We start from the raw sequence: 18,643 nt of genomic DNA, 5'->3' as shown, positions 1-18,643 counted from the left end.
CCCGTTCCGGCCCGCCGCGCCCGCCGCAGGGCCCCCCGGCATGCGATGACGCGCACACCGGGGGCATCCCACGGGTGGCGACCGGCCGTCGGCGCACCGTCCTGCTGGTGCTCGCGGCCGTGGCCGTGCTCTCGGCCGCCGCGCTGGTCGTGGTGCTGGCGAGCTGGGCGCCCGAGCGGCCGGAGCAGCCGAGGGCGCTGACGGGCGACGAGCGCGAGCGACTGGCCGCGATGCGGGTCACCAACTACCGGGACCTGCGGGCCGGGGTACGCGTGACGGCGGGTGCCGGCGCGGCGCGTACCGAACTGGTCGGCTGGGCCGACTGGTCCCGGTCGCTGGTCTACCTCGACGTCGGCGGGCCCGGCGCGGGCGCCGAGCGCGGGCTGCTCCAGGCCACCCCGACGGTGGTCCTGCTGCGCCCCGACCCGACAGCGGTGCCGACCCCCGCGCCGCCCCCGCTGGTGCCGCCGACGGACCGCTGGCGGCTGCACGACCCGCCCGCCGGGCAGGGGCTGGCCGCCGTGCTCGACCTGCTCTTCCGCCTCGCCTCGGACCGCCCGGAGCCGCCGGCCGACGCCGCGCGCCGGGTCGGTGGGGCCACGGTCGGGGCGGCACCGGTCGACATCCTCCAGGCACCGCCGCCCGGTCCCGGCGCCTCGACCCCCGCGCCGGGCGGGCTCCCCCGCTACTGGCTCGACCACGACGCGCGGCTGCACCGGCTGGAGATTGGGCTGGCCGGCGTCGGACCGGTGACCGTGCAGCTGAACCGGAGCGACCGGCCCACGCTGCGGCCGGTCGACGCCCTCGGCGGTCGCCCCGGGCAGCCCCGCGCCCTGACCAGCGCCGAGCGGGGCCGGCTGGACCGGTTGCCCGCCCGGCTGCGCGCCCGCGGCGGTGCCGCCGTGACCCTGACCGCGCCGGTCGCCGCCGCCACGAACCTGCGCGGATCCGGCTGGGTGAGCTGGAGCGGGCGGGCCGCGTACGTCGCCGTCGCCGACCTCGGCGTGCCGCGGCGCCGGACGCTGCTGCGCCTCGACGGCACCGGCGTGCGCCGGGCGGAGGTGCCGGCCGCGACGGTCCCGGGCACCGTGGAGTCGCCCGGGCGGCCTCCGCTGCCGCCGCCCGCCCGGGGCTGGCGCGCCGACCCGCGGCGCGCGGGCGACCTGGGCCTGCTGCTCGACGCGGCGCTGCGGGCCGCCGGATCGTCCGGCGGGCGGGGCGCCGCCCTGCGGGTACGCGGCGACAGCGTCGCCGGCAAGAGCGTCGACGTGGTCGAGCTGCGCACGTCCCGGGGGTTGCTGCGCTACTGGATCGACCGGTCCGGCGCGCTGCGCCGCCTGGAGCTGCGCACCCGCGCCGGCGCCTGGGCCCAGCTCGACCTGACGCCCACCACGGTGCCCCGGCTCGTCGCGCCGCCCCGGCCCCCGGCCGGGGGGCGCTGACCGGTCAGGGACGCCAGCCGGTCTGCGCCGCCCACTGCTCGGCGCGCAGGTGCTCCTCGTCGAACCACGGGTCCTTCGCGGTGGTCCAGGTGGCGCTGTCCGGGGCGGAGGCCGCCAGCTCCCGCTTCAGCACCAGGTAGGCCGCCCGCTGGTCCGGGTCGGCACGCAGGTGGTCGCGCATCAGCAGCGCGTAGCGCCAGCCGGGCGAGTCGACGGGGCGGACGTGCAGGTGCACGGGGCGGCCCGGGTCGGCGCTGCCGTGCAGCCGCTTCTCCCACCGGCCGCTGCCGGGCGGGCGGGGGTTGTCCCACCACTCGCCGGGCAGGCGCGGGAAGCCGGCCGCCGCGAGCCGTTCGGCCAGCGGCCCGTCCGCGTCGGCGAGGGTCGGGACGGTGAGCTGGATGTCGATCACGTCCTTGGCGGCGAGCCCCGGGACCGCGGTCGAGCCGATGTGGTCGACGCGCAGGTCGGCGGGGGCGACCGCGTGCCGGATCCGGGCGGCCAGCCGCGCGTACTGCTGCGGCCAGGTCGGGTCGGCCTCCGCCAGGGCGACGGGGTCCGACCGGGCCGGCCGCCGCTCGCGCAGGTTCGCCTCGTAGGGCCGCAGCCGCTCGCCCCACAGCGCGTCGACGGCCGCGTGCAGGTCGTCGAGGCTGCCGTCGTTGGTCAGCAGCACGTCCGCCGCGGCCCGGCGTCGGGCGTCGTCGGCCTGCGCGGCGATCCGCCGCTCGGCCTCCGCCCGGTCCATCCCCCGGTCGCGGGCCAGCCGCGCCAACCGGGTGGCCACCTCCGTCTGCACCACGACCACCAGGTGGTACGTGGGCGCGAGCCCCACCTCCACCAGCAGCGGCACGTCGTTGACCACGATCGCGTCGGGTGCCGCCGCGGCGGCCAGCTCGGCGGAGCGGGCCCGTACGCGGGGATGGGTGATCGCCTCCAGCCGGCGGCGCGCCGTCTCGTCGGCGAACACCAGCGCGCCCAGCGCCGCCCGGTCGAGTGCGCCGTCGGCGTCGAGGACCCGCTCGGAGAAGGCCGCGACGATCTCGGCCAGCCCTTCCGTGCCCGGCGCGACCACCTCCCGGGCGATCCGGTCGGAGTCGATCACCACCGCGCCGCACTCGGCCAGTCGCCTCGCCACGGCGCTCTTGCCGGACCCGATTCCCCCGGTCAGTCCCACCCTCAGCACGGCACCAGTCAACCGGATCACCACCGCGCGGCCGGCACCGGGGGCACCCCCGGACCGGGGTTCCCTGGGGGACGTTCCACGGCCATATTCCAGTACTAGGATAAGGCCGTGGAGCTGACCACCGCCGAGCTGACCGTGCTGGGCCTGATCATCGAACGACCCCGGCACGGCTACGACCTGGAGCAGGTGATCGCGCGACGCGGCATCCGGCAGTGGTCCGACATCGGGTTCTCCTCGATCTACTACCTGCTCACCAGGCTGGAGAAGCGCGGCCTGGTCCACGTTCCCGAGGCTCCCGCCGCCCCGAAGTCCCGCCGTGTGTTCCACGCCACCGCCGAGGGCCGGGCGGCCGCGGCGCGCACCGCGCTGGCCCTCATCGAGGAACCGCAGCCGGTCCGGCACCCGCTTCTCGTCGGCATCGCCAACCTGCCCCTGCTCCCCGACCGGCAGTACGCGCAGGCGCTGCGCACCCGGCTGGCGCGGGTCGAGGCCCGCATCGAGTCGGTCCGGATGGCGCAGCAGTCGCAGGCCCCCCTCCCGCATCCGGCGCGGGAGGTCTTCTCGTACTCACTGAGCCTCCTGGAGGCAGAAAGGCAGTGGCTCGCCACCCGGGCCCAGGTGCCTGATGACTGACAAGACCGACTTCAAGAAGACCCTCGACGCCTATCAGGCCGGACGCGGCCGGTTCCGGATCCTGGACGTGCCCGACACGCGGTACCTCATGGTCGACGGTCACGGCGACCCGAACGCCTCACCGGCGTTCACCGGCGCCATCGAAGCCCTCTACCCGGTGGCCTACAAGCTCAAGTTCGCCAGCAGGCGGGACCTCGGCCGGGACTACGTCGTCCCGCCCCTGGAGGGCCTGTGGTGGGCCGAGGACATGGACTCCTTCACCGCGCGACGCGACAAGGCACGGTGGGACTGGACTCTCATGATCATGGTGCCGGACTGGATCGACCAGGGCATGTTCAGCGCCGCCGTGGAGCAGGCCAGGGCCGGGAACCGCCCGGCGCGCCTCGACGACATCCGCCTGGGGGCCCTGTCCGAGGGGCGGTGCGTGCAGACGCTGCACGTCGGTTCCTTCGACGACGAGGCCGAGGTGCTGGCGCGACTGCACGGTGAGTTCGTCCCGGGCAACGGGCTGCGGATGGTGGGCAGACACCACGAGATCTACCTCAGCGACTTCCGCAGGGTCGCACCCGAGAGGCAACGCACCATCCTGAGGCAACCGGTCGCCGCCGCGTCGGGTGCGTAGGCGGGACGACGACACCGGCGGTGGCGGGCCGGTGCGGAAAGACGGGAGCCCCGCCCCCGGCGATCTCGCGATCGCGGGGACGGGGCCCGTCGTCGTTCAGCGGGTCACTTGCCGCCGGCGAGCTTCTCCCGCAGAGCGGCGAGCGCCTCGTCGGTGGCCAGGGTGCCGGCCGGCTCCTCGGCCTGGCGGCTCGGGGCCGCGCTGGTCGAGGTGGTGGTGCCACCACCGGTGACGGCCGGAGCCGGGTTGGCAGCGGCCTCGGCGTCGGCGGCCCGGGAGGTCTGCACCTGCTTGGTGTGGGCCTCCCAACGCTGACGCGCCTCGGCGTACTGGTTCTCCCAGGTCTCGCGCTGCTTGTCGTACCCCTCGAGCCACTCGCCCGTCTCCGGGTCGAAGCCCTCCGGGTAGATGTAGTTGCCCTCGGCGTCGTAGGTCGCGGCCATGCCGTAGAGGGTCGGGTCGAAGTGCTCCTCGCCCTCGACGAAGCCCTCGTTGGCCTGCTTGAGCGACAGCGAGATCCGGCGGCGCTCCAGGTCGATGTCGATGACCTTGACCATGACCTCGGAGCCGACCTGGACGACCTGCTCCGGGATCTCCACGTGGCGCTCGGCCAGCTCGGAGATGTGGACCAGGCCCTCGATGCCGTCGTCCACCCGGACGAAGGCGCCGAACGGCACCAGCTTGGTGACCTTACCCGGCACGATCTGCTGGATCGCGTGGGTGCGGGCGAACTGACGCCACGGGTCCTCCTGCGTCGCCTTCAGCGACAGCGAGACACGCTCGCGGTCCAGGTCGACGTCCAGGACCTCGACCTCGACCTCCTGGCCCACCTCGACGACCTCGGACGGGTGGTCGATGTGCTTCCAGGACAGCTCGGAGACGTGCACGAGGCCGTCCACGCCGCCCAGGTCGACGAACGCGCCGAAGTTGACGATCGAGGACACGACGCCCTTGCGGACCTGGCCCTTCTGGAGCTTGTTGAGGAACTCCGTGCGCACCTCGGACTGCGTCTGCTCCAGCCAGGCCCGGCGGGACAGGACCACGTTGTTGCGGTTCTTGTCCAGCTCGATGATCTTGGCTTCGAGCTCGCGCCCGACGTACGGCTGCAGGTCGCGCACCCGACGCATCTCGACCAGGGAGGCGGGCAGGAAGCCCCGCAGCCCGATGTCGAGGATGAGGCCGCCCTTGACCACCTCGATGACCGAACCGCGGACGACACCGTCCTCGTCCTTGATCTTCTCGATGGTGCCCCAGGCCCGCTCGTACTGCGCCCGCTTCTTCGAGAGGATCAGACGACCCTCCTTGTCCTCCTTCTGGAGGACCAGGGCCTCGATGTGGTCACCAACCGAAACGACCTCGGCCGGGTCCACGTCGTGCTTGATCGACAACTCCCGAGAGGGGATGACACCCTCGGTCTTGTAGCCGATGTCGAGCAGGACCTCGTCCCGATCGACCTTGACGACGGTGCCTTCGACAATGTCGCCGTCGTTGAAGTACTTGATGGTCTCGTCGATCGCGGCGAGGAAAGCCTCCTCGGAACCGAGATCGTCGTGGGTGACCCGGGTGGCGCTCGAGGGGGCCTCGATGCTGCTCGTCATGTGGGCGGTTGCTCCGGTCGGATGGTGTGTCACAGCAGGCTGGTGTGTCGCGGTGACCTGTTCGCGCCAGCGGATCCGTCGCCGGGCACACCGAGAGATCATCGCGTGAGATCATGGATGTGGCTCCGCCAGTGGTCCCGGAGACCGCGCACCTGCTCCCTGCCGAGGCACACGATCCGCGAGCGCATCGTCTAGCCTACCCGCTGCATTACCACAGCGTGCAAGGCCTCCCGTCCTCTCGCCGCGTCGTCAGCTGCGAAAGCGGAGATATCGGCAGGAAGGCGTCGCAGGTGTCGCGTCCGTCACAGGAGCATCAGGGTGAACGGTAGCGCCGGGCGCCGCGCCACGCACTGCGGGGGTCGCCCGGTCCGCAGGGCCGCCGGGGCTAGCGTGAGCGCGTGGATGACGACAGCCGGGTGACCCGGCGCCGGGTCGGCAACGCCGAGGCCCGCCGGGCGAACCGCCGCTGGTGGGACGCCGACGCCGACGACTACCAGGCCGAGCACGGCCGCTTCCTCGGCGACCTGGACTTCGTCTGGTGCCCTGAGGGCGTCCGGGAGGCCGACGTGCGGCTGCTGGGCGACCTCGCCGGACGGCGGGTGCTGGAACTCGGCTGCGGGGCCGCCGCCGCCGCGCGGTGGCTCGCCACCCGGGGCGCCCGGCCGGTCGCCCTGGACCTGTCCGCCGGCATGCTGCGGCACGCCGCGCTGGCGGCCGGGCGCACCGGCGTACGCGTGCCGCTGGTGCAGGCCGACGCGCTGGCGCTGCCCTTCGCCGACGCCGCGTTCGACACGGCGTGCACGGCGTTCGGGGCGGTCCCGTTCGTGGCCGACTCGGCGGCGGTCATGCGCGAGGTGTTCCGGGTGCTGCGTCCCGGCGGCCGGTGGGTGTTCTCGGTGACCCACCCGATGCGGTGGATCTTCCTCGACGATCCCGGCGAGGGCGGGCTGACCGCCGTGCACTCGTACTTCGACCGCTCCCCCTACGTGGAGCAGGACGAGGCCGGCGACGCCACCTACGTCGAGCAGCACCGCACGCTCGGCGACCGGATCCGCGAACTCGTGGGCGCCGGGTTCCGCCTGCTCGACCTCGTGGAGCCGGAGTGGCCCGAGGGGCACGAGGGGATCTGGGGGCAGTGGAGCCCACTGCGCGGCCGGCTGTTCCCCGGTACCGCCATCTTCGTCGCCGAGAAACCCGCCCACGCGGGCCGGACAGTCAGTGCGACGTCCGAGGCGGGCCGCGGGTTTACGCTGAGCCGGTGAGCGCCGAGCCGATCGCGACACCACCTGGCCCATGGTGTCCGGACCCGATCCGGCAGCAGCGTGCCGACTACACGCTGGAGGACCTGCTCAACCTGCCGGACGACGCCCCCCGCGTCGAACTCGTCGACGGAGTCATCCAGGTGACACCCTCCCCCACCCTGGGCCATCAGGACATTTCCAGCCTGCTCTGGCTGTGGCTGCGAACCCACTGCCCCGCACACCTGCGTGCCACACAGGCCGTCGGCGTGGCCCTCAATGCGAACACCAGCCGGCAGCCGGACGTGCTGCTGTGCCGGGCGGAGGTGACCGCCGACCGGTCGCTGCTCATGCCGGACGACGTCATCCTCGCGGTCGAGGTGGTGTCGCCCGGCACCCGCCGCACCGACCGGTTCGCCAAGCCCGGCGAGTACGCCGCCGCGGGCATCCCCTTCTACTGGCGGATCGAACAGGACCCCATCCACCTCTACGCCTACCGGCGGGGCGATCGGCTCGGGCCGGGCGGTGAGCGACAGTACGAACTGATCGCCGACAGCGCGGAGCTGATCGAGCTGGTCGAACCGTTCGAGATCAAGCTGCCGATCGCCGACATCACGCCGTAGCCCACGGGTCGTCGTTTCGGCCCGTCGACGCCGGGTACCCGCGCGGCATGGCCGAGCAGAGCGAGTTCCGCAGAGGCGACCACGTCTCCTGGGCCAGCCACAGCGGCCGGGCGTACGGCGTGGTCAAGGAGAAGATCACCGAACGGACGCACGTACGCGGGCACGCCGTCAACGCGTCCCCGGACGACCCGCAGTACCGGATCCGCAACAACGACTCGGGGCGGGACGTCGCACACCGACCGGAGGCGCTGCGCCATGAGCAGGGGTGACGAGGGCCGCGACACCTACCGGGAGTTCACCGAGGCGGTGAACATGAAGCCGGCCGAGCTGTCGAAGTGGCTGGAGACCGACGAGTCGAAGCAGGTCGGCTGGCACAAGGGTGGGCGCTCCGGCGGCGGCGAGTCGGTCGGGCACGAGTCCGGCCGGAAGATCATCAACCTGCTGCGGCGCAAGCGTGCCGAGCTCTCCGAGGGCGACTACCGGCACATGCGCAAGGTCGTCGGCTACGTCCGCCGGCACATGGCGCAGCGCCCCTCCGGCGACGTCCGCGACACGAAGTGGCGCTGGTCGCTGATGAACTGGGGCCACGACCCCCTGAAGCGCTGAGCCCGCCCGCTTGACCCTGCCACTGGTGGCAGGGTCCGAGGATCCGCACCATGAGTCGAGCGCAGCGCAGGATCGTCGTCGTCACCGGTGCGGGTACCGGAATCGGACGGGCCACCGCCCGTCAGTTCAGCGCGCAGGGGGCGCACGTCGTCGCGGTGGGACGACGGGCCGCGCCCCTGGCGGAGACCGCCGCCGGGCATCCCGGCATCGAACCGCTGGTCGCCGACGTCACCGCTCCCGGCGCCGCGGAGCTGATCGTCGGCGCCGCCACCGGGCGGCACGGCCGCCTCGACGTCCTGGTCAACAACGCGGGCGTCGCCGGCGGCGGTCCGCTCGGTTCCCTCGTCGCGGACACGGTCGAGCGCCACCTGGCGACGAACCTGGTCGCGCCGATCCAGCTCGCCCGGGCGGCGGTGCCGGCGCTGACCGACAGCCGAGGCGTCATCGTCAACGTCACCACGTCGGTCGGCTCACGCGCCTGGCCGGGCAGTTCGCTGTACGCGGCGGGAAAGTCCGCCCTGGACTCGCTGACCCGCAGCTGGGCGGTGGAGCTCGCGCCGCACGGGATCAGGGTGGTGGCGGTCGCGCCCGGCGCCGTCGACACCCCGATCGGCGCACACCAGGGGCTGACGCCGCAGCAGCAGGCCGACGTCCGCCGGTGGCAGGTGGAGCGGACGCCGCTGGGACGCATCGGGCGCCCCGAGGAGGTGGCCTGGGCGATCCTGCGCCTCGCCGACCCGGCGGCCGGATTCGTCACCGGCGTCGTGCTGCCGGTGGACGGTGGCGCCGTGATCGCGTGACGGCGCCACCGGGCCCGCCCGGCAGAAGCGCCGGCGCCGCCTGCCGGCCTGGTAGAAGTGCCGGCGCCGCCTGGCGGCCTGGTAGAAGTGCCGGCGCCGCCTGGCGGCCTGGTAGAAACGGTGCCCGGAGGTGCGGACCCATGCTGATCGGCGAGCTGGCGGAGGCCACCGGCGCCACCCCACGCGCGCTGCGGCACTACGAGCGGCGCGGACTGCTCGATTCCCGGCGGGCCCACAACGGCTACCGGATCTACGACGAGCACTCGGTCGGCCGGGTACGCAACATCCGTCACCTGCTGGCCGCCGGCCTGACGCTGGACGACGTGCGGACGTTCCTGCCCTGCCTGGACGGGGACGTGGCCGCCGCCGCGCCCGCGCCCGCCGGTGTCCGCGTCGCCCTGGACCGGCTCGCGGTACTCAACGCCCGCATCGCGGCGCAGACGGCGGTACGCGACCGGCTGGCGGCGGCCCTGCGCGCGGCGGGCACGGCCGTCCCGCACGCCTGACGACGACGCGGAACCACCGTCCTGCCCCGACCACGGCCGACCCGCTCAATTCGACGACGCGGGCCCTGCCGCCCTCCCGGGCAGGGCCGGCGCCGACGCGCGGCGGGACGGTGTCGGTCAGTGGTCGGCGCTGTTCCAGTCGCGCCCCTCGCCGACGGAGACCTCCAGCGGCACCGACAGCGGGTGCGCCGCGCCCATCTCCCGCCGCACCAGCGCCTCCAGGGTCTCCCGTTCGCCCGCAGCGACCTCGAAGACCAGCTCGTCGTGCACCTGGAGCAGCATCCGCGAGCGCAGGCCCGCCTCGCGCAGCGCCGTGTCGACGTGCAGCATGGCGACCTTGATGATGTCGGCCGCCGAGCCCTGGATGGGGGCGTTGAGCGCCATCCGCTCGGCCATCTCCCGGCGCTGCCGGTTGTCGCTGACCAGGTCGGGCAGGTAGCGGCGGCGGCCCAGGATGGTCGAGGTGTAGCCGTCGTGGCGGGCGCGGGCGACGACCTCCTGGAGGTAGTCGCGTACCCCGCCGAACCCGGCGAAGTAGTTCTCCATCAGCCCGCGCGCCTCCTCGGCGGTGATCCCGAGCTGCTGGGAGAGGCCGAACGCGCTCAGCCCGTACGCCAGGCCGTAGTTCATCGCCTTGATCTTGCGCCGCTGGTCGGCGGTGACCTCGTCGACCGGCACCCCGAAGACCGACGAGGCGGTGGCGGCGTGGAAGTCGGCGCCGGAGTTGAACGCGTCGATGAGCGCCTCGTCCGACGACAGGTGCGCCATGATCCGCATCTCGATCTGGCTGTAGTCGGCGGTGAGCAGGCACTCGTAGCCCTCCCCCACCACGAAGGCGCGGCGGATGCGGCGGCCCTCCTCGGTGCGGATCGGGATGTTCTGCAGGTTGGGCTCGGTCGAGGAGAGCCGGCCCGTGGCCGCCACCGTCTGGTTGAACGTGGTGTGGATGCGGCCGTCGTCGGAGACCGACTTGAGCAGGCCGTCGACGGTCGTCTTGAGCTTCGCCACGTCCCGGTGGCGCAGCAGGTGGGCCAGCACCGGGTGGGGGTTCTGCGCGTGGAGCCACTGGAGGGCGTCGGCGTCGGTGGTGTAGCCGGTCTTGATCTTCTTGGTCTTGGGCAGGCCCAGTTCGCCGAAGAGGATCTCCTGCAACTGCTTCGGCGAGCCGAGGTTGAACTCCCGGCCCACCGCCTCGTACGCCCCCTGGGCGGCGGCCTTCACCTCGGCGGCGAAGTGTGCCTCCAGCTCGGAGAGGTAGTGCGTGTCGGCGGCGATGCCGGTGCGCTCCATGCCGGCGAGCACCCGCATCAGCGGCAGCTCCACCCCGGCCATCAGCCGCGCCGACTGCTCGCCGTCGCGGGACAGCTCGGCGTCGATCGCGTCGGCCAGGTCGAGGGTGGCGCGGGCCTGGAGCATCAGGTTCTGCTCCGCCTCGCCGTCGTTGCCGAGCCCCTCCAGGGTGAGCTGGCCGGTCTCCGGGGCGTCGACCCGCAGCTCGCGGTGCAGGTAGCGCAGGGCCAGGTCGGTCAGGTCGTAGGAGCGCTGGTCGGGGCGGGCCAGGTAGGCGGCGATCTGGGTGTCGCGGAGGATGCCCTCCATGCTCCAGCCGTGCGCGGCGAACGCCAGCACCGCCGGCTTGCTGTCGTGCAGCACCTTGGGCCGCCCGGCGTCGGCCAGCCAGGCCGCCAGGGCCGCCTCGTCGGTCGGCTCCAGGGTGGCGGGATCGCACCAGGCCGCCGCGCCGCCGGCGGTGGCCAGCGCCAGCCCGGTCACCGAGGCGGTGTGCCGGCGGTTGGGGCCCGTGACGAGCTTCGCCGCCACGCCCACCGGGGTGTCGGCCGGCGCGTGCGTCTCCAGCCACCCGGCGAGCGCCCCGGGCTCGGTGAGCACCTCGCCGGTCAGGTCGAACCCGGACTCGGCCTCCGGCTCCACCGCCTCCAGGTACTGGTAGAGCCGGTCGCGCAGGATGCGGAACTCGAGGGTGTCGAAGACCTGGTGGACGGCCTCGCGGTCCCACCCCTCCCACCGCGCGTCCTCGGGGCGCAGCGGCAGTTCCAGGTCGGAGACGAGGCAGTTGATCTCGTAGTTGCGGATCACGTCGGCGAGCCGCTCGCGCAGGCTGTCGCCGGCCTTGCCCTTGATCTCGTCGGCCCGCGCGACGACCCCGTCAACCCCGCCGTACGTGGTGATCCACTTCGCGGCGGTCTTCGGGCCGACACCGGGCACGCCGGGCAGGTTGTCGCTGGTCTCGCCCACCAGGGCGGCCAGGTCGCGGTAGCGCTCCGGGGGGACGCCGTACTTCGCCTCGATCGCCGCCGGGTCCATCCGGGCCAGGTCGGAGACGCCCTTGCGCGGGTAGAGCACCGTGATCTGGTCGCCGACGAGCTGGAACGCGTCGCGGTCGCCGCTGCTGATCAGCACCGACATGCCCTGGTCGCGGGCCTGGCAGGCGAGGGTGGCGATGATGTCGTCGGCCTCGAAGCCCTCCTTCTCCACCACCGGGATGCGCAGCGCCGCGAGGACCTCCTTGACCAGGCTCACCTGGCCCTTGAAGTCGGTCGGGGTCTCGCTGCGGCCGGCCTTGTACTCCGCGTACTTCTCCGTGCGGAAGGAGCGACGGGAGACGTCGAAGGCGACCACGATGTGCGTCGGCTGCTCGTCGCGCAGCACGTTGATCAGCATGGACGTGAAGCCGTAGACCGCGTTGGTCGGCTGTCCCGTCGTGGTGGAGAAGTTCTCCACCGGCAGGGCGAAGAACGCCCGGTATGCCATGGAATGTCCGTCGACGAGAAGCAGGCGCGGCGTCGTAGCTGTCACGGCAGCGACTCTAGCCGCCCGCTCCGACACTCCGGGACACCGGCACGGGCGCGACCGCGACGGATGCCACCGGCACGGGCGCCGGCGCGGCCCGGGTGGGCCGCGCCGGCGTACCGCTCAGAGCACCTTGGCCAGGAACGCCTTCGTCCGGTCGTGCCGGGGGTTCGCGATCACCTCGCGGGGCACGCCGGACTCGACCACGACGCCGCCGTCCATGAAGACCAGCGAGTCGCCGACCTCGCGGGCGAAGCCGATCTCGTGGGTGACCACGATCATCGTCATGCCCTCGCGCGCCAGGTCCTTCATCACGTCGAGCACCTCGCCGACCAGCTCCGGGTCGAGCGCGCTGGTGGGCTCGTCGAAGAGCATCAGCTTCGGCTGCATCGCCAACGCCCGGGCGATCGCGACCCGCTGCTGCTGCCCGCCGGAGAGCTGGCCCGGGTAGTTGCCGAGCTTGTCGCCCAGCCCCACCCGCTCCAGCAGCGCGGCGGCCCGGTCCCGGGCGGCGGCCTTCTTTTCGCGGCCCAGCAGCACCGGCGCCTCGGCGACGTTCTCCAGGGCGGTCATGTGCGGGAAGAGGTTGAACCGCTGGAACACCATGCCGATCGCCCGGCGCTGCGCGGCGACGTCCTTTTCCCGCATCTCGTGCAGCTTGCCGCCGCGCTCGCGGTAGCCGATCAGGTCGCCGTCCACCCAGATCCGACCGGCGTTGATCTTCTCCAGGTGGTTGATGCAGCGCAGGAACGTCGACTTGCCGGAGCCGGAGGGGCCCAGCAGGCAGCACACCTCGCCGCTGCGGACCTCCAGGTCGATGCCCTTGAGCACCTCGATCGCCCCGAACGACTTGTGCACCTGCTCGGCCCGGACCATCGGCACGGACTCCACCGCCGCCCCGTCAGCCGCTGCCGGCACCGTCAGCTCGGTCATGCGCCGTCCGCCTTCCCGGTCGTGCCGCCGCTCTCCGCCGCGAGCCCCCGCAGCTTGGTCTTCGCCCGCCCGCTGCGCCCGACGCCCTTGGAGAAGTGCCGCTCCAGGTAGTACTGCCCGACCAGCAGCACGCTGGTCAGCAGCAGATACCAGATGGTCGCCGCCACCAACATCGGGAAGACCTGGAAGGTCCGGCTGCCGACGGCCCTGAGCTGGAAGAACAGCTCGGTGGAGACCGGCACGAAGGCCACCAGCGAGGTGTCCTTGAGCATGGCGATGGTCTCGTTGCCGGTCGGCGGGACGATCACCCGCATGGCCTGCGGCAGCACGATCCGGCGCAGGATCTGCCCCCGGCGCAGGCCGAGCGCCTGCGCGGCCTCGGTCTGCCCCTCGTCGACCGACTGGATGCCGGCCCGGACGATCTCCGCCATGTAGGCGGCCTCGGACAGGCCCAGCGCCAGCATGCCGGCGACGAAGCCCGTCAGGATCTCCACGGCGGAGAAGCCGAACAGCCGCGCCTCGAAGTCGTCGACGCCGAACAGGGCGCCGATCTGCCGGTCGAAGGGCAAGCCGAACTCGACGCGCGCCCAGAGGATGCCCAGGTTGCCGAAGAGGATCGCCAGCACCAGCCGGGGCACCGCCCGGAAGAACCAGGTGTACGCGAAGGCGACGCCGCGCAGGATCGGGTTCTCCGACAGCCGCATGATGGCGATGACGACGCCCAGCCCGACACCGATCAGCATGGAGGTCACCAGCAGCGCGAGGGTGCCGCGCAGCCCCTCGACGATCGGCGGGCGGAACATCTCGTCGACCATGAACGACCAGTTGAACGCCTTGTTCGTCACCAGCAGGTGCACGAACATGGCCACCAGCACCCCGATCACGGCGACGGCGACCCACCGCCCGGGATGCCGCACGGGCACGGCGCGGATGGGTTCCGGCCGTGCCCGTTCGGGTGTGTCAGTCTCGACAGACATCGTCAGCTGGTCGGGTTCAGCGCCGGGGTCGTGATGGCGCCGCCCTCGACGCCCCACTTCTTCAGCGCGCCCTGGTACGTGCCGTCGGCGATGACCGCCGTGACGGCCTCCTTGAGCACCTCGGCGAACGCGGCCTGATCCTTCTTCACCGCGTAGCCGTACGGGGCGGACTCGTAGATGTCGCCGAGCAGCTCCAGCTGGCCGTTGCTCTGCTTCACCGCGTACGCGCCGACCGGGGAGTCGGCCAGCATGGCGTCGTTCTTGCCGCTGACCACGGCGGCGGTGGCGTCGCTCTGCGCCTGGTACTGGTCGATGGTGATGGCCGGCTTGCCGGCGTCGGTGCACTTCTTCGACCGGGCGGTGATGTCGTCGAGCTGCACGGTGCCGACCTGCACGGCGATCTTCTTGCCGCAGGCGTTCTCGGTGTCGACCTTGGCCGGGTTGCCGGCCTTGGTCGCCCACTGGGTGCCGGCGGAGAAGTAGCTGACCATGTTGACGGTCTTCATCCGCTCGGCGTTGATGGTGAACGAGGAGACGCCGACCTCGTACTTGCCCGAGTCCACGCCGGGCAGGATCGCGTCGAACGGCGCCGACTCGTACTCGGCCTTGAGGCCGAGCTTCTGCGCGACCGCGTTGAACAGCTCGATGTCGAAGCCGACGACCGTCTTGCCGTCGGCGTCGAGGAACTCCGCCGGGGCGTACGTCGAGTCGGTGCCGACCTTGATCACGCCGTCGGCCTTGATGGCGTCGGGCACCTTCGCGGCCAGCGCCGAGTCGGCGGCGGCGGTGACGCTGGGGCCGGCGCCGGGCTGCTCGGTGCTCTCCTTCTCGCCGCAGCCGGCCAGCGAGAGGGCGAGCAGGGCGGCGCCGGTGACGCCGAGGGCGGCCCGGCGGCCACCACTGATGCGGAACATGGGGTACTCCTTGCGATGAGGGGTGACGGCCGGTCAGGCCACGCCGAGGTAGGCCTCTTTGACCGCCGGGTCGTGCAGCAGCTCGGCGCCGGTGCCGCTCTTGACGATCCGGCCGGTCTCCAGCACGTACGCCCGGTGGGCCCGGGCCAGCGCCTGCTGGGCGTTCTGCTCGACCAGCAGGACGGTGGTGCCCTGCTGGTTGATCTCGACGATGATGTCGAAGATCTGCTGGATCAGCATCGGTGCCAGACCCATGGAGGGCTCGTCGAGCAGCAGCAGCTTCGGCCGGCTCATCAGTGCCCGCCCGACGGCCAGCATCTGCTGCTCGCCGCCGGAGAGGGTGCCGCCCTGCTGCTTGCGCCGCTCGGCCAGGCGCGGGAAGAGCCCCAGCACCCGGTCGAGGTCCTGGGCGATGCCGGCGCGGTCGCGCCGGGTGTACGCGCCCATGTCCAGGTTCTCCAGCACCGTCATGCCCGGGAAGATCCCGCGACCCTCGGGGGCCTGGCACAGCCCCCGCCGGACCCGCAGGTCCGCCCGGAGCTTGGTGATGTCCTCACCGTCGAACCGGATGCTGCCGCTGGCGACCGGCCGGATCCCGGAGATCGCCCGCATCGTGGTCGACTTGCCGGCGCCGTTGGCGCCGATCAGGGCGACGATCTCGCCCTCGTCCACCGTCAGGCTGATGCCGTGCAGCGCCTGGATCCGCCCGTAGAGCAGGCTCACATCGTCGATCTCAAGCAGCATCGTCCGGCACCCCCAGGTACGCCGCGATCACCTTCGGGTTCTCCCGCACCTCGGCAGGCAGCCCCTCGGCGATCTTCTTTCCGAACTCCAGCACCACGATCCGGTCGGTGACCCCCATGACCAGGCGCATGTCGTGCTCGATGAGCAGCACGGTCACGCCGGTGTCCCGGATCTGCCGGATGAGCTGGAGCAGTTCCTCCTTCTCCGCCGGGTTGAAGCCGGCGGCCGGCTCGTCCAGGCAGAGCAGCACCGGGTCGGTGGCCAGCGCGCGGGCGATCTCCAGCCGCCGCTGCTCGCCGTAGGAGAGGTTGCGGGCGAACTCGTGCATCCGCTTGCGGATGCCGACGAACTCCAGCAGGCGCTCGGCCTTCTCCCGGCTCGCGCGCTCCTCCTTCCAGTACCGCGGCAGGCGGAACAGCGCGGAGATGACGCTGGTCTTGTTGTGCGCGTCGGCACCGACCAGGACGTTCTCCAGCGCCGTCATCTCCGGGAAGAGGCGGATGTTCTGGAACGTCCGCGCCATGCCCATCTTGGTGATCTGGTGCCGCTTCTTGCCGCTGACCTTCTGGCCACGGAACCGGATCTGCCCCTCCGTGGGCTGGTAGATGCCGGTCATGGCGTTGAAGCAGGTGGTCTTGCCGGCGCCGTTCGGGCCGATCAGACCGAGGATCTCGCCCTTGTAGAGGGTGAAGTCCACCTCGTTCAGGGCGACCACGCCGCCGAAGCGCAGCGTGACCTTGTCGACCTCCAGCAGCGGCTCCCGGGTGGGCACCGCCTCCACGGCCGGCGCGCCGGCCTGCGCCGGAACGACCGGCGTCTGCTCGGTGTCACTCACCGACGGTCACCTCCTTGCGACGATCCTTGAACTCCGCCGCACGTCGTCGGTTGGGGATCAGACCCTCCGGCCGGAAGATCATCATGACCACCAGCACCAGGCCGAAGAACAGGAACCGGTACTCGTACAGCTCGATGCCGAACAGTTCGATGCCGCGGAACCGCTCGATCATGTACGCCACCAGACCACCGCCGACGATCGCGCCGACGATGTTGCCCGAGCCGCCGAAGATGACCGCGGCCAGGATGATGATCGAGTTCAGCAGCTCGAAGTTCTGCGAGTTGACGAAGTTCTGCTTGCCCGCGAAGAGCGCGCCGGCCAGGCCGGCGATCGCGGCGCCCGCGGCGAACGCCCACAGCTTGAACTTGAACGTGGGCACGCCCATCAGCTGCGCGGCGTCCTCGTCCTCGCGGATGGAGATCCAGGCACGCCCGACCCGGCTGTGGGTCAGGTTCCGCACCCCGATCACCACCAGGATGATCACCGTGAGCACCAGCCAGTAGTACGGGCGGGCGTCGAGCACGCCGAAGAACGGCTTGCCGTCGGCGTACTGGCCCGGGGGGTGCGGGATCTGGTTGAAGCCCCGCTGGCCCTTCAGGAACTCCGAGCTGACCGCACCGATCCGGATCATCTCGGCGAAGCCGAGCGTCACCAGGGCCAGGTAGTCGCCCCGCAGCCGCAGGGTCGGCGTACCGAGCATCACGCCGGAGACCATCGTCAGGGCGATCGCCACCGGCACCGCCAGCAGCCACGGCCACAGCGTCTTGATGTCGCTGCTCGGCGAGGTCAGCACCGCCACGGTGTACGCGCCGACGGCGAAGAAGCCGAAGTAGCCGAGGTCGAGCAGGCCGGCGAAGCCGACCACGATGTTCAGACCGACAGCCAGCAGCACGTAGATCGAGACGGTGAACATCACCTGGGTGAAGTTCGCACCGGGGGTCGGGATCGGCCCGAGGTACTGGTAGAACTCCTTGTTCGGCAGCGCGTAGAAGAACACGATCACCGCGGCCAGCAGCGCCCAGCGCACCCAGCGCGGCGCGCCGCGCCACCGTTCGCCGGCCGCCTCGCGGCCGGAGCGCACCTTTTCCAAGACGGTCGTCATGCCCGTGCCCTCCCCAGCGACTCACCCAGCAGACCGGTCGGCCGGAACATCAGCAGCACCACCAGCAGCGCGAACGCGGCGAAGTCCTTCCACTCGCTGCCGAACAGGCCGGAGGCGTAGTTCTCCACCACGCCCAGCAGGAGGCCGCCGAGCAGCGCCCCGCGCAGGTTGCCGATGCCGCCGAGCACCGCGGCGGTGAAGGCCTTCAGGCCGAGCAGGAAGCCGACGCTGTAGGTGAGGGTCTGGATCCGTACGTCGTAGAGCAGACCGGCGACGCCGGCCATGCTGCCGCCGGCGATGAAGACCATCAGGATGATCCGGTCCTTGTTCACGCCCATCAGCGCGGCGGTGTTGGCGTCCTGGGCGACCGCCCGGATGCCGCGCCCGACCCGGCTGCGGTTGATGAACAGGTCCAGCGCGATCATCATCACCAGCGCCGCGCCGAGGGTGAGCAGCTGCACCGCGTCGATCGGCACGCCGAAGACGTGGAACAGCGGGTCCTGGCTGACCAGGATCGGGGCGCCCTCGGGGCGGCGGCGGGTCCAGATGCCGAACGCCTCGGAGATGGCGATGGACGCGCCGATCGCGGTGATCAGGAAGGCCAGCGGTGGCGCGTTGCGCTTACGCAGCGGCCGGTACGCCACCCGCTCGATCACGGTGGCCGTGCCGGCGGAGGCGATCGCCGCGACGATCATGGCCACCAGCAGGTAGAACAGGATCGAGCCGATCCCGCTGACCTGCGAGTTCTGGTCGAGCCCGAAGCCGTTCCAGGTCCAGATCGCGGCGAACGCGCCGGCGATGAAGACCTCGGAGTGGGCGAAGTTGATGAGCCTCAGCACGCCGTAGACCAGCGTGTAGCCGAGCGCGACCAGGGCGTAGATCGCGCCCTGCGTCAGGCCGGTCGTCGTGTATGTCCCGAAGTTGGAGAACAGGTCGTCGAAGTTCAATGAAGGGACACTCCATCAGGGTCTGGAGAGAAAAGTGGGGCGGGGGGGGGGGGGGGGGGGGGCCCCCCCCCCCCCCCCCCCCCCCCCCCCCCCCCGCCCCCCCCCCCCCCCCCCCCCCGGGGGGCC

At 72.1% G+C, this 18,643-nt stretch carries 19 protein-coding genes; 9 read left to right on the top strand and 10 right to left on the bottom strand.

Going from position 1 to position 18,643, the window contains the following annotated elements; all coding sequences use genetic code 11:
* Window positions 1-74: 74 nt before the first annotated feature.
* The gene (locus ACLQ22_RS14475) at window positions 75-1,442 is read left to right on the top strand and encodes a hypothetical protein (protein ID WP_425692700.1); all 1,368 of its coding nucleotides are present in this window, start codon (window positions 75-77) and stop codon (window positions 1,440-1,442) included.
* Between the two features lie 4 nt (window positions 1,443-1,446).
* On the opposite strand, the gene coaE is transcribed toward ACLQ22_RS14475, so the two are convergent.
* The gene (gene coaE / locus ACLQ22_RS14470) at window positions 1,447-2,628 is read right to left on the bottom strand and encodes a dephospho-CoA kinase (protein ID WP_425692699.1); all 1,182 of its coding nucleotides are present in this window, start codon (window positions 2,626-2,628) and stop codon (window positions 1,447-1,449) included.
* 108 nt (window positions 2,629-2,736) lie between these two features.
* On the opposite strand from coaE, the gene ACLQ22_RS14465 reads away from it, so the two are divergent.
* Complete coding sequence (locus ACLQ22_RS14465; protein WP_425692698.1) at window positions 2,737-3,261, top strand: PadR family transcriptional regulator; 525 nt, start codon at window positions 2,737-2,739, stop codon at window positions 3,259-3,261.
* The gene (locus ACLQ22_RS14460; RefSeq protein WP_425692697.1) at window positions 3,254-3,883 is read left to right on the top strand and encodes a GyrI-like domain-containing protein; all 630 of its coding nucleotides are present in this window, start codon (window positions 3,254-3,256) and stop codon (window positions 3,881-3,883) included. The genes ACLQ22_RS14465 and ACLQ22_RS14460 overlap by 8 nt, the downstream gene beginning before the upstream one ends.
* A 104-nt stretch (window positions 3,884-3,987) precedes the next feature.
* Here ACLQ22_RS14460 and rpsA read toward each other — a convergent pair whose 3' ends face one another.
* Entirely contained in the window at window positions 3,988-5,583 is a 1,596-nt protein-coding gene (rpsA, locus tag ACLQ22_RS14455) for a 30S ribosomal protein S1 (protein ID WP_425692696.1), read from the bottom strand.
* A gap of 296 nt (window positions 5,584-5,879) precedes the next feature.
* Between rpsA and ACLQ22_RS14450 the strand changes: the two genes are divergently transcribed.
* From ACLQ22_RS14450 to ACLQ22_RS14425, 6 genes are all read left to right on the top strand, one after another.
* A complete protein-coding gene (locus ACLQ22_RS14450; protein WP_425692695.1) occupies window positions 5,880-6,743 on the top strand; it encodes a class I SAM-dependent methyltransferase in 864 nt (287 codons plus the stop codon).
* Entirely contained in the window at window positions 6,740-7,342 is a 603-nt protein-coding gene (locus tag ACLQ22_RS14445; RefSeq protein ID WP_425692694.1) for a Uma2 family endonuclease, read from the top strand. Before ACLQ22_RS14450 ends, ACLQ22_RS14445 begins: the two co-directional genes overlap by 4 nt.
* 47 nt (window positions 7,343-7,389) lie before the next feature.
* A complete protein-coding gene (locus ACLQ22_RS14440) occupies window positions 7,390-7,611 on the top strand; it encodes a DUF2945 domain-containing protein (protein ID WP_425692693.1) in 222 nt (73 codons plus the stop codon).
* A complete protein-coding gene (locus ACLQ22_RS14435; RefSeq protein WP_101411732.1) occupies window positions 7,598-7,948 on the top strand; it encodes a DUF3140 domain-containing protein in 351 nt (116 codons plus the stop codon). Before ACLQ22_RS14440 ends, ACLQ22_RS14435 begins: the two co-directional genes overlap by 14 nt.
* A gap of 50 nt (window positions 7,949-7,998) precedes the next feature.
* Window positions 7,999-8,748 (top strand): SDR family NAD(P)-dependent oxidoreductase, encoded by a 750-nt coding sequence (locus ACLQ22_RS14430; protein WP_425692692.1) that lies wholly within the window; start codon window positions 7,999-8,001, stop codon window positions 8,746-8,748.
* A 140-nt stretch (window positions 8,749-8,888) separates the two neighbouring features.
* Complete coding sequence (locus ACLQ22_RS14425) at window positions 8,889-9,254, top strand: MerR family transcriptional regulator (RefSeq protein ID WP_425692691.1); 366 nt, start codon at window positions 8,889-8,891, stop codon at window positions 9,252-9,254.
* 117 nt (window positions 9,255-9,371) lie between these two features.
* Here the strand turns inward: ACLQ22_RS14425 and polA are convergent, their stop codons facing one another.
* From polA to ACLQ22_RS14385, 8 genes are all read right to left on the bottom strand, one after another.
* Entirely contained in the window at window positions 9,372-12,071 is a 2,700-nt protein-coding gene (gene polA / locus ACLQ22_RS14420) for a DNA polymerase I (RefSeq protein ID WP_425692690.1), read from the bottom strand.
* A 117-nt stretch (window positions 12,072-12,188) separates the two neighbouring features.
* Window positions 12,189-12,998 (bottom strand): amino acid ABC transporter ATP-binding protein, encoded by an 810-nt coding sequence (locus ACLQ22_RS14415; RefSeq protein ID WP_425692689.1) that lies wholly within the window; start codon window positions 12,996-12,998, stop codon window positions 12,189-12,191.
* A complete protein-coding gene (locus tag ACLQ22_RS14410) occupies window positions 12,995-13,975 on the bottom strand; it encodes an amino acid ABC transporter permease (RefSeq protein WP_425692688.1) in 981 nt (326 codons plus the stop codon). The genes ACLQ22_RS14415 and ACLQ22_RS14410 overlap by 4 nt, the downstream gene beginning before the upstream one ends.
* Before the next feature lie 2 nt (window positions 13,976-13,977).
* Window positions 13,978-14,889, bottom strand: coding sequence for an ABC transporter substrate-binding protein (locus tag ACLQ22_RS14405; protein ID WP_425692687.1), 912 nt, complete (start codon window positions 14,887-14,889; stop codon window positions 13,978-13,980).
* Between the two features lie 33 nt (window positions 14,890-14,922).
* On the bottom strand, window positions 14,923-15,633 hold the full coding sequence (locus tag ACLQ22_RS14400) for an ABC transporter ATP-binding protein (RefSeq protein ID WP_393002382.1): 711 nt from the start codon (window positions 15,631-15,633) through the stop codon (window positions 14,923-14,925).
* On the bottom strand, window positions 15,623-16,468 hold the full coding sequence (locus ACLQ22_RS14395) for an ABC transporter ATP-binding protein (RefSeq protein ID WP_132236445.1): 846 nt from the start codon (window positions 16,466-16,468) through the stop codon (window positions 15,623-15,625). The genes ACLQ22_RS14400 and ACLQ22_RS14395 overlap by 11 nt, the downstream gene beginning before the upstream one ends.
* On the bottom strand, window positions 16,461-17,570 hold the full coding sequence (locus tag ACLQ22_RS14390; protein WP_425692686.1) for a branched-chain amino acid ABC transporter permease: 1,110 nt from the start codon (window positions 17,568-17,570) through the stop codon (window positions 16,461-16,463). Before ACLQ22_RS14390 ends, ACLQ22_RS14395 begins: the two co-directional genes overlap by 8 nt.
* A complete protein-coding gene (locus tag ACLQ22_RS14385) occupies window positions 17,567-18,517 on the bottom strand; it encodes a branched-chain amino acid ABC transporter permease (RefSeq protein ID WP_425692685.1) in 951 nt (316 codons plus the stop codon). Before ACLQ22_RS14385 ends, ACLQ22_RS14390 begins: the two co-directional genes overlap by 4 nt.
* Window positions 18,518-18,643 lie beyond the last annotated feature (126 nt).

It is taken from the genome of Micromonospora sp. DT178, from assembly GCF_049841695.1.
Taxonomy (GTDB): domain Bacteria; phylum Actinomycetota; class Actinomycetes; order Mycobacteriales; family Micromonosporaceae; genus Micromonospora.
Note: the sequence above shows the minus strand (reverse complement) of the source record. Positions and strands in the feature narration are given on the sequence as shown.

Bases quoted from the DNA above. Each gene is read 5' to 3' on its own strand.
- ACLQ22_RS14460 (WP_425692697.1), top strand. From the start codon at position 3,254: ATGACTGACAAGACCGACTTCAAGAAGACCCTCGACGCCTATCAGGCC.
- rpsA (WP_425692696.1), bottom strand. From the start codon at position 5,583: ATGATCTCTCGGTGTGCCCGGCGACGGATCCGCTGGCGCGAACAGGTC.
- ACLQ22_RS14440 (WP_425692693.1), top strand. From the start codon at position 7,390: ATGGCCGAGCAGAGCGAGTTCCGCAGAGGCGACCACGTCTCCTGGGCC.
- ACLQ22_RS14435 (WP_101411732.1), top strand. From the start codon at position 7,598: ATGAGCAGGGGTGACGAGGGCCGCGACACCTACCGGGAGTTCACCGAG.
- ACLQ22_RS14430 (WP_425692692.1), top strand. From the start codon at position 7,999: ATGAGTCGAGCGCAGCGCAGGATCGTCGTCGTCACCGGTGCGGGTACC.
- ACLQ22_RS14425 (WP_425692691.1), top strand. From the start codon at position 8,889: ATGCTGATCGGCGAGCTGGCGGAGGCCACCGGCGCCACCCCACGCGCG.
- ACLQ22_RS14415 (WP_425692689.1), bottom strand. From the start codon at position 12,998: ATGACCGAGCTGACGGTGCCGGCAGCGGCTGACGGGGCGGCGGTGGAG.
- ACLQ22_RS14410 (WP_425692688.1), bottom strand. From the start codon at position 13,975: ATGTCTGTCGAGACTGACACACCCGAACGGGCACGGCCGGAACCCATC.
- ACLQ22_RS14405 (WP_425692687.1), bottom strand. From the start codon at position 14,889: ATGTTCCGCATCAGTGGTGGCCGCCGGGCCGCCCTCGGCGTCACCGGC.
- ACLQ22_RS14400 (WP_393002382.1), bottom strand. From the start codon at position 15,633: ATGCTGCTTGAGATCGACGATGTGAGCCTGCTCTACGGGCGGATCCAG.
- ACLQ22_RS14390 (WP_425692686.1), bottom strand. From the start codon at position 17,570: ATGACGACCGTCTTGGAAAAGGTGCGCTCCGGCCGCGAGGCGGCCGGC.